Origin of the sequence: Kribbella turkmenica, from assembly GCF_004348725.1 — a bacterium.
GTDB classification, from domain to species: Bacteria; Actinomycetota; Actinomycetes; order Propionibacteriales; family Kribbellaceae; genus Kribbella; species Kribbella turkmenica.
In genome coordinates, this window is record NZ_SMKR01000078.1 from 23,322 (window position 1) to 32,585 (window position 9,264).

The window sequence follows — 9,264 nt, forward strand, 5'->3', positions numbered from 1 at the left end:
GCACCGCTCGCGGCTCAGATCGGGCCGAGGCAGAGCGTGTACTTCTGCGAACCGACCTCGGAGGTGTACGCCGCCTCGTAGCCGGGGAACTGGTCGCACCGGGAGTCGTCCACGGTGTCGTCGAGCTTGCCGACCACCTTGTACTCCGCCTCGGACGACGCGCAGTCGACGACCTGGACGTCGGGGCTGACCGACGTGCCCTTGTTCACCACGCACGCACCGGCCTCGGCCTCGGACGCGGTCGTGGTGCTCAGGTTGATCACCACGATCGTGGTGATCAGCGCGATCGGGAGGAGCAGCATCAGGATCGCCGGCCGCTTGAACAGCGGCTTGCCCGGATCCATCGGCCGGCCGGGCGCGCCCGGAGCCGGCTCGGGCAGCTTGCGGAACTTTGCCCACGGCTCGATGTTCATCAGCATCGTGATCGGGTTGACGATCATCGACCCGATGCCCCACCAGCCCTGCCACAGGCTCTTCGCGGTCATGTCCCGGACGGTGGAAGTGCCGCAGGTCTTGCAGAACGGGCCCTGCAACTTGAGGAACCGCATCACCACGATCATGCCCTGGTGACCGCGCACGGTCGCCTGCTCCGCGGGGAACGCCCCACAGAACCGGCACTGCAGGACGTTCTGCGGCATCGGCGGCGGCATCGGCTGCGGCATCTGCTGGTGCTGGTACTGCGGTGGTGGCGCCTGCTGGACGTTGGGCTGGCCCTGTCCCAAGGGCTGGGGCTGGGCGTACTGCGGGAACTGCTGCTCCGGCGGCGGTCCGTAGTCGCCGGGCCGGCCGGCGTACGGGTTCTGCGGGGGCTGCGGAGGGGATGTGGTCACAGACGCTTCCTGAAAGACGATGACAGAACAAGTCGAACCACCGCACCTTACTCACCACACCGGTCCATCCGGCCCGCCGGTGTGGCGCGATCCCGTTGGCACGCGCTCAGCCGTAGCGGGCGGCGAGTTCGGTGCCGAGACGGGCCAGTTCCGCTTGCACCGACGGTGGGTCCAGCACCTCGATCGAGCCGCCCCAGCCGGCCAGGTGCTGGGCGATCATCAGCGGGGTCGGCGCGGTCACGGTGATCCGCACCCGGTCGCCTTCCGTGCCGATGACCTCGCAGTGGCGCCCGAGCCGGTCCTGCATCACCCACAGGTGCCGCTCGTCCATCAGCACCGTCGCGGTCAGACCCGACCGCCGTCCCTCCATCTGCTCGACGACCTCGTTCCACGCCGCGGTCAGGTCGAAGTCGGCCGGCCGCTCGAACCCCTCGCCGGTCACCTCCGCCGACACCACCCGCTCGACCCGGAACGTACGCTGCCCCTTCGGTGTCCCGGCGATCAGGTACCAGATGTCGTCCTTGTCCACGAGCCCCAGCGGATCCACGAGTCGTTCGGACTGCTCGCGCCCGCGTCCCGCATAGACCAGTCGCACCTTGACCCGCCGTACGACCGCGTCCTGCAACCGCCGTACCACTTCCGGTCGTTCCTTGGTGTGTTCGCCCCAGCGGGCCGGGTCGATCACGACCGCCTCGGCCGCGGCCTGCGCCTCCTCGCGGAACGTCTGGGGGAGTGCCCGGACCAGCTTCCGCAAGGCCGCTTGGGCGTCCGGAGCGATCGACGCCGCCGGACCGACCAGCAGGAACAAGGCCTGCGCCTCAGACGCGGTCAGTCCGCTGAGATCGGTCCGGGCCCCGCCGATCAGCTGCCAGCCGCCGTTGCGTCCCGGCTGTGGATAGACCGGGATCCCGGCCGTCGACAACGCCTCTAGATCGCGCCGCGCCGTCGCCACCGAGATCTCCAACTCCCCGGCCACCTGGGCCGCGGTCACCCGCACGCGCGCCTGCATCAACAGCAGCACCGCCACCAACCGATCCGCCCGCACCCGCCCATGCTCGCAGACAAACCGCTCATCCGCTGAGCACTTCTCGCGCGGATCCGGGGTGGCCGGTCGTCCTGCCGGTCAGCTCGGTACGCCTTCGCCGACGAGGCCGTCGACGGACTCGCGGATGAGGTCGGCGTGCCCGGTGTGCCGCGCGTACTCCTCGATCATGTCGACCAGGATGTAGCGCAGGCTCGCCGGCCGGCCGTTGCGGGAACGCTTCGCCAACTGGTCGATCCCGCCGGTCGCGAGGGCTTCCTGGACCGCCCTCCGGGACACCGCTCGACGTCCCAGGGCGCGGGCAGGTCGCGGTCGTGCAGCCGGCCGGTGAAGTACTCGTCCTCGACCAGCGCGAGATGCTCGAGCAGGCCGCCCAGGGTCACGGTCGACGGCGGGTGCTTGGCACTCAGGCCCTCGGCGGCGAGGCCGCCGCACTTCCACGCGAACGTCCGGCGGTTGCGCTCGAGCGCGCCCAGCAGCGTGTCGATCTCGCTGCCGGCGATCGGCGGCTCCTGCAGGATGTCGTTGTCCATGGCAGCAGGTTACAGTCGGTTCCGGACGATCAGCTTCCGGAATGGGGGAACGCCATGGCGTACGACGTCAGCCCGACGGCGCGGACGTTGACGGTGCTCGAGCTGATCCAGAACTCGCCCGGGGTCACCGCCGAACAACTGGGGGACAAGCTCGGCGTCTCCGAGCGCGCGGCCCGGCGGTACGTGGCGATCCTGCGCGAGGCCGACGTACCGATCGAGTCGGTCCGCGGGCCGTACGGCGGCTACCGGGTCGGCCGCGGGTTGCGGCTGCCGCCGCTGATGTTCAGCACCACCGAGGCGCTCGGCCTGGTGATGGCCGTGCTCGAAGGACCCCGTGGAGCCGACGATCCGGTCGACGACGCGCTCGGCAAGATCATCCGGGTGCTGCCGGAGCCGATCGCGCGGGCGACGGACGCCGTACGACGGGTGAGTGCGCGCGGTCCTGATCCCGGTGCCCGAACGCCCGATCCGTCGGTGACGGCCCAACTCGTGGCGCACAGCACCAATCAGCGTCGAGTGCTGCTGGACTACGAGCGCTGCCCGGGAGAGAGCTGGACCATGGACGTCGATCCGTGGGCGGTCGTCGTACGCCGGGGACGGTGGTACCTGCTGTGCTGGTCGCACTCGAAGTCGGCCGAACGGGTGCTGCGGGTGGACAAGGTCCGCCGGGTGGAGCCTTCGCCGGACAAGACGTTCACACCGCCCGCGAATCTGGATCCGCTCGCCGCGGTCGAGGAACATCTGGCGCTGGGCTGGAAGTACAAGATCGAGGTCGTCATCGACGCCCCGCTCGCGGACGCTGCCTGCTGGATCCCCCGGAGCATGGGTCGGATGGAGCCGATCGACGCCGAGCACACGCGGCTGCTCGCCAGCACCGACGAACCCGACTGGTACGCCGCCCAGCTGACCGCGATCAGGGCGCCGTACCGCATCCTCGGATCACCGGAGGTGCAGGAAGCCGGCCGGGAACTCGGGCGGCGATTGCTGGCGGCGAGCGGACTGTGACCGAGATCGAGTTCGCGGGAGAGATCTGGTACTGGCACGGGCCGGCGCCGTGGTACTTCATCACCGTGCCGGAGGACGAGAGCACGTACTTCGAGGCCGAGGCGAACTTCGTCACCTACGGGTGGGGGATGATCCCGGTCCAGGCGGAGATCGGGGACAGTGTGTGGGACACGTCGATGTTCCCGAAGGACGGGCGGTACATCCTGCCGGTGAAGGCGGCGGTCCGGCGGGCCGAGGAACTGGACGACGGCGACGTACCGACGGTGCGGCTGCGACTGCGGAGCTGGAGCGTCTCCTGAAACTGTCGGTGGCGGCCCCTAGCGTTCGTCGAGCACAGTCGGCAGAGAGGAAACCCCAGATGTCCACGTTGTCGAACCGGCCGAACACGGCCCTCGTAGTGATCGACGTCCAGACAGGTGTCGTGTCGGAAGGGTACGAGCGCGACCGCGTGGTGGCGAACATCAGCACCCTCGTAGGCAAGGCCCGTGCAGGCGGCGTGCCGGTCGTCTGGGTCCAGCACAACAGCCAGCACCTGCCCAGGGACAGTGACAACTGGCAACTCGTCCCGGAGCTGGAACGGGACGACGCCGAGCCGCTCGTGCACAAGACGTTCGCCGACAGCTTCGAGGACACCGACCTCGAGTACGTGCTCGCGAACGCCGGGATCGGGCGGATCTACGTCGGCGGCGCACAGACCGACGAGTGCATCCGCTCGACGATCCACGGCGCCTTCGTCCGCGGTTACGACGTCACGCTGGTCGGCGACGCGCACACCACCGAGGACCAGACCGAGTACGGCGCACCCTCACCGGACAAGGTGATCGACCACACCAACCTGTACTGGCAGTACCACCGCGCCCCCGGCCGCACAGCAGCAGTACAGAACACCGCCGACGTAACCTTCACAGAGACCTGATCGACGGCATCGACATCACGACTCGCTCAAGGACCGAATGCGCTTCGCACCGGCACCACCGTGAACGCCGCACCGATCGAGCAGCACGGCCCGCCGGGTCACCTCACGCAACACAGAACTCGTTGCCTTCGGGGTCGAGCATGACGACGGCGTCGAGTACGTCGCCGTCGTACGCCTCGCGGAGCCGGGTCGCGCCGGCTGACGCGAGCTCGTCGGCCTTCGCCCGGATCAGCCGGCCGCGCTCGGCCAGATCCCACGGTGGTTCGCCGGCGACCCGGACATCGATGTGCACCCGGTTCTTGGCGGTCTTCTTCTCCGGTACGCGCAGGAACCCGATCGCCGGTCCCTTCCCGTCCGGGTCCACGATCGACGCGCCGTCCGGAATGTCGTACCCAGGCTCGCTCACATACCCCAACGCCTCAGCCCAGAAGGCGGCCAGCTTCCGCGGATCCTCCGCATCACATCCCAGCGTCCAATGCATCGCCATCCCCGCACAGTACGCGAGCCAACTCTCCGGAGCAGGCGGCACGGCGCGGAGATCCACAGTCGACGGCGCACACGCTCGAAGCATGACAACCACACGTTCCGGCCAGATCACCCGCGTCCACGACCACGTGACCTGGTGCGTGTTCGGCGTACTGCAGGGAGTCGAGCACGAGGACCTGTACGAGGCCGACCTCCGGCTGATCGGCTCGAACGACGACCAGACCGGCGATGTCAGCGGCTTCGCCCCGCCCGGCGACATCGACCGCGGACACAACACCTCTGACGCGACCGCGATCTCACTCCACATCTACGGCAACGACGTAACCCGAATCGGCTCCAGCGTTCGCCGCTACTACGACTGACTTGCCGAGGTGTCGATTCGTGCAGGGCGTGTTCGACGGAGGGGTGAGCGGCCGGATCGGCGTGCCTCACGGCCGGCCTGCTCGACGAGATCCGGCTCCAGCTCGTCCCGGTCATCTTCGGCCAGGGCCGCCGGCTGCTCGAGCCATCTCGACGCGGAACAGATCGAGCTCGAGACAGTCGACGTCCTGCGCGGCCGCGACGCGACCCACCTGCGTTACCGCGTCATCGGTCGTCCCTGAGCCCGTCGAGTACGGCGACCTGCTCGGGGGAGAGGTGAATGTCGCCCGCCGCCACGTTCTCGGCGAGATGGTCGAGGCTGCCGGTGCCCGGAATGGCCAGCACGTGGTCGCCGCGACTCAGGGTCCACGCGATCCGGACCTGAGCGGGTGTCGCGCCGACCTCGCGCGCGATGGTCACGACGGCTTCGTCCACGGCGACACCGCCGACCTCCCGGCCGGATCCGGTGACCGCGAAAAACGGGACGAACGCCATGCCCTGCTCACCGCAGAGGTCCAGGATCTCGTCGTTCACCCGGCCGAAGCCGACGCCGTACCTGTTCTGCACGGCGACGACGGGTGCGATCGCCTGGGCCTGGGCGAGGTGTTGCTTCCGCACGTTGGACAAGGCCAGGTGCCGGATCAGGCCCTTGTCCCGCAGCTCGGCCAGGACTCCGAAGTGCTCGGCGACGGAGTCGAGGCCGTGCTGGCGGAGGTACACGACGTCGAGGGCCTCCCGCCCGAGCGCCCGCAGATCCTTCCCGACCAGCCCCGGCAACTCCTCCGGCGAGGCCAGTCCGTTCTTGGTCGGCCCGACCTTCGTCGCGATCACCACATCCTCCGGGTACGGCGCCAGCGCGCGGCGGATCACGTCGTTCGCCCAGTCGAGTCCGACGAAATCCGTCGACGCCCCGGAACGACCGTACGACGGGTAGAAGTCCGCTGTGTCGAGGTGGTCGACGCCGAGCTCGACCGCGCGCCGCAGCAAGCCGATCGCTTCCTCCTGCGTTCCGCTGCCGTCGCCGCCGGCCAGGCGCTTCGTACCGAAGCCGATGCGGCCGACGTGCCGGTCGCCGATCGACGCCTTGCGCCGGGCGATTTCTGGTGATAGCTTAATTGATAAGGATGCATTCTTCTGTGCATTCTGCATTCGGTCAGGATAAGCCCGGCTGTGAATTCCGTCCAGCTTTTGTGGCCACTTCTCTCGCGCGAAGCATCACCATGTCGACCGGAGTTGAGGCGCTCATCGGGAGTGGCTCGAGTTGTGGGTATCGCGGGGAGAGCGGCGAGGTTCGTGCGAGCGACGACGCGAGCTTGCTGCCGGCGGAGTATCTGCCCGGGGAAGTTGGTGCAGGACAGCGGGCGGTCGGTTCATAGTTCGAACGTCGAAGGCCACCGAATGATCGCCAAGCACTGGTCGACTAACGCGCGAACTGATCGGCGGCCGCCTGGACCCGAGCGGCGTACTCACGCCACCACCGCTCATCACCTTGCTGTCTGGCCTCCGCACCAATCCGCCCGTCGACCAGTTCGCGGACGATGTCCAGCTGCCCGGCATGCCGCAGCGTCTCCGACAGGACGCGGATCACGATCGTCCCGAGCGTCGTACCGGAGCCTTTCTCGCCCCACCACGGGACGAATCCCGGCGTATCCCAGTCACAACCGAGAATTGTCTCGTCGGAATGTGCGCAGGCCCGCTGGTAGAAGCCGATCAGGTATTCGCTCGATTCGTCCGCTCGTGCCCACATGTCCGGATTCCCAGCCGTTTCGGCGTCCCAATCCGTCGAGTCATGAAGCCAGACGATCCCGACTGGCGCAGCCTCCCGAGGCGGGCCGCCCGAACGCCTCGCCGAGATAGCCGTACTCCTGGCTCCCCAGGTGTTTCACCATTCCGAGCAGATTCGTGCCGGTGGGCGTGACAGGTCTGCGCAGTGAGTACTCGGGTAGCCCTTCGACCGTCTGCAACACGCCAGCGCGCGCCTGCCGCAACGCCTGATGCAACTCCTCTTTGACCGAAGCGTTCACGGAGCCGACGCTAACTGGCCGACTACCGGCCGCCCCATTCGACTCCTCCCGCCGTGCGTCTTCAGAGTGGAGTCACCGAGGAGGCAGTACGCAGAATTCGTTGCCGTCGGGGTCCGCCAGGACGACCCAGTCGACCTCACCCTGGCCGATGTCGAGCCGCGTCGCCCCGAGGGAGACCAACCGATCGACCTCCGCCTGCAGATCACCGTCGGCCGGCGGGGCAAGGTCGAAATGCAGCCGGTTCTTGCCGAGCTTCGGCGCCACCGGCGGACCGCCCCAGGTGATCTTCGGACCGCCGTGCGGTGAACGGATCGCAGTCTCTTCGTCCTGGTCCCACACCAGCGGCCAATCGAGTGCCTTGGCCCAGAAGCACCCGACCGCCTGCGAACCGTCGCTCGCCAGCGCCCCGATCAACCCACAGTCGGCGAGGAAGTTGTTCCCCGGCTCGATGACGCAGAACTCGTTGCCCTCCGGGTCGGCCAGCACCACATGCTTCTCCTCCGGCAACTGCCCGATATCAATGTGCCGGCCACCGAGCGCCAGCGCCCGCGCGACCGTCGCCTCCTGATCCTCCAGAGACTGACTCGTCAGATCGAAGTGCATCTGGTTCTGTCCGGTCTTCTCCGACTCACTCGGCAGGAACCGCAACCGGAACCCGGTGTCGTCGTTCGGCAGCACCGCGACGCCGTACGGATCGTCCGCCACCTCGAAGCCGAGCACACCGGCCCAGAACTCCGCGAGCCGCTGCGGATCGCGGGCATCGAAGCTGAGCGCAAACAGCCGAATCGTCATGAGACCCGCAACCTAAGCCCACCACCTCCACCGCGCAACGCAATAACCCAGGGGAGAGGTCTCAGCGCGCAGGGATTCAACAGTTCACTCGGCGGAGGGTGATCCGGTGACGAAACCCTCTCCGTGCGGCCTGCATTTCGGGTAATTGCAGTGCATCGGTGCAGCGCGAGCCTTAGATTGCGTGGGGTGACCGCGCATGACGTACCTTCCGAACTTTTGCAGCTCGGTGTGCCGATTGGGCCGATGATTCGCGTCCACGGCGGGTTCGCCAACCGGATGTACCGGCTCGACACCGACCAGGGGTCGTTCGCGGTGAAGGAGTTGAATCTCGGCGACCGCCGCTGGACCTACCACGTCGAGGACGTGTTCAGGCTCGAGCGGGCGGCCTTCGTTGCCGGCGTACCGATGCCAGAGCCGATCTCGGCCGGACCGAACATGCTCGTCCACCGGTGGGTCGAGGGGGAGAAGGTGCCCGAGGCACCGGTGTCGGCGGCGTACGCGTTCGAGATCGGCGAGATTCTCGCGCGGATCCACGCGCTGGACGTCGAGTGGACCGACGTGTCGATCGAGGACCCTCCGCCACGGGACTGGCCCGAGCTGGCCGAGCGGGCGGCCGCGACCGGACAGCCGTGGGCCGAGGAACTCGCCGCCCACGTCGAGACGTTCCTCGCGATTGCACACTTCGTCGACACCTGCGAGCGGCCGGGCCCCGTCGTACTGACCCACAAAGACATCCAACCGTGGAACCTGCTCGCTCGCGACGGCCGACCGGTAGTGCTCGACTGGGAACTCTCGGGGATGCTCGACCTCTCCGGCGAGCTCGGCTCAACCGCGCTGAGCCTCGCGAAGGGACCTGGCTTCGACGACATCGAGCCCGCGATCTTCCGCTCGGTCCTCGACGGGTACGTCGCCGGGGGCGGAATGTTGCCTCCGTCGGGTCCAAGCTGGTTCGTCTACTTGATCGGCGGCTGGCTGGGCCACACCAGATGGAACATCCTCCGTTGCCTAGCCGGCGTCGAGGCGACCACCGGACCGGAACGCACACTGTCCCACGAGTCCGCCCGCAACGGCATTCGCGGCCTACCCGATCTGTTCCGCCGACTTCCGGAACTCGAAACGCTGCTCCTGTGACACTCACACCCAGCTCCGAGCTCAAACCGGGGTAGAGGTTCAGGCCCATGGTGCATAGCCCAGCTGGCCGGTTCCACCTGCTAGTTGACATAATGTCGCTTATCGGCGCACCGCCGACCCCTGTCCGTCCTCCGACCACCCACCC

At 67.9% G+C, this 9,264-nt stretch carries 14 protein-coding genes; 5 read left to right on the top strand and 9 right to left on the bottom strand.

Annotated features, from left to right (window positions below; translation table 11 throughout):
* Positions 1-14: 14 nt before the first annotated feature.
* The 4 genes from E1218_RS18800 to E1218_RS18810 form a co-directional block, all read right to left on the bottom strand.
* Positions 15-830 (bottom strand): LppU/SCO3897 family protein, encoded by an 816-nt coding sequence (locus tag E1218_RS18800; RefSeq protein ID WP_132321888.1) that lies wholly within the window; start codon positions 828-830, stop codon positions 15-17.
* A gap of 106 nt (positions 831-936) precedes the next feature.
* Positions 937-1,875 (bottom strand): helix-turn-helix transcriptional regulator, encoded by a 939-nt coding sequence (locus E1218_RS18805; protein WP_132321890.1) that lies wholly within the window; start codon positions 1,873-1,875, stop codon positions 937-939.
* Between the two features lie 78 nt (positions 1,876-1,953).
* Entirely contained in the window at positions 1,954-2,100 is a 147-nt protein-coding gene (locus E1218_RS38215; RefSeq protein ID WP_407657620.1) for a mycothiol transferase, read from the bottom strand.
* Entirely contained in the window at positions 2,040-2,405 is a 366-nt protein-coding gene (locus E1218_RS18810) for a mycothiol transferase (RefSeq protein WP_407657621.1), read from the bottom strand. Before E1218_RS18810 ends, E1218_RS38215 begins: the two co-directional genes overlap by 61 nt.
* Before the next feature lie 54 nt (positions 2,406-2,459).
* Between E1218_RS18810 and E1218_RS18815 the strand changes: the two genes are divergently transcribed.
* Genes E1218_RS18815 through E1218_RS18825 form a run of 3 tightly spaced genes read left to right on the top strand, consistent with a single transcriptional unit; the run spans position 2,460 to position 4,326 of the window.
* A complete protein-coding gene (locus tag E1218_RS18815; protein ID WP_132321892.1) occupies positions 2,460-3,410 on the top strand; it encodes a helix-turn-helix transcriptional regulator in 951 nt (316 codons plus the stop codon).
* Positions 3,407-3,709 (top strand): DUF1905 domain-containing protein, encoded by a 303-nt coding sequence (locus E1218_RS18820; RefSeq protein ID WP_202866082.1) that lies wholly within the window; start codon positions 3,407-3,409, stop codon positions 3,707-3,709. The genes E1218_RS18815 and E1218_RS18820 overlap by 4 nt, the downstream gene beginning before the upstream one ends.
* Before the next feature lie 59 nt (positions 3,710-3,768).
* On the top strand, positions 3,769-4,326 hold the full coding sequence (locus E1218_RS18825; RefSeq protein ID WP_132321894.1) for a cysteine hydrolase family protein: 558 nt from the start codon (positions 3,769-3,771) through the stop codon (positions 4,324-4,326).
* A gap of 103 nt (positions 4,327-4,429) precedes the next feature.
* Here E1218_RS18825 and E1218_RS18830 read toward each other — a convergent pair whose 3' ends face one another.
* Entirely contained in the window at positions 4,430-4,813 is a 384-nt protein-coding gene (locus E1218_RS18830; RefSeq protein ID WP_132321896.1) for a VOC family protein, read from the bottom strand.
* A gap of 82 nt (positions 4,814-4,895) precedes the next feature.
* Between E1218_RS18830 and E1218_RS18835 the strand changes: the two genes are divergently transcribed.
* Positions 4,896-5,174 carry a cysteine dioxygenase gene (locus tag E1218_RS18835; protein ID WP_132321898.1) on the top strand — a complete coding sequence of 93 codons (279 nt, stop codon included), beginning with the start codon at positions 4,896-4,898 and terminating at the stop codon, positions 5,172-5,174.
* 223 nt (positions 5,175-5,397) lie between these two features.
* Here E1218_RS18835 and E1218_RS18840 read toward each other — a convergent pair whose 3' ends face one another.
* From E1218_RS18840 to E1218_RS18850, 4 genes are all read right to left on the bottom strand, one after another.
* Positions 5,398-6,321 carry an aldo/keto reductase gene (locus E1218_RS18840; RefSeq protein WP_132321900.1) on the bottom strand — a complete coding sequence of 308 codons (924 nt, stop codon included), beginning with the start codon at positions 6,319-6,321 and terminating at the stop codon, positions 5,398-5,400.
* 271 nt (positions 6,322-6,592) lie between these two features.
* Positions 6,593-6,919, bottom strand: coding sequence for a mycothiol transferase (locus tag E1218_RS37800; protein WP_267900316.1), 327 nt, complete (start codon positions 6,917-6,919; stop codon positions 6,593-6,595).
* Positions 6,920-6,959: 40 nt separating this feature from the next.
* A complete protein-coding gene (locus E1218_RS37805; protein WP_267900317.1) occupies positions 6,960-7,196 on the bottom strand; it encodes a mycothiol transferase in 237 nt (78 codons plus the stop codon).
* Between the two features lie 72 nt (positions 7,197-7,268).
* Positions 7,269-7,988: a VOC family protein gene (locus E1218_RS18850; RefSeq protein ID WP_132321902.1), complete on the bottom strand. Its 720-nt coding sequence runs from the start codon at positions 7,986-7,988 to the stop codon at positions 7,269-7,271.
* 243 nt (positions 7,989-8,231) lie between these two features.
* Between E1218_RS18850 and E1218_RS18855 the strand changes: the two genes are divergently transcribed.
* Positions 8,232-9,119: a phosphotransferase family protein gene (locus E1218_RS18855; protein ID WP_132321904.1), complete on the top strand. Its 888-nt coding sequence runs from the start codon at positions 8,232-8,234 to the stop codon at positions 9,117-9,119.
* The last annotated feature ends 145 nt before the right edge of the window (positions 9,120-9,264 follow it).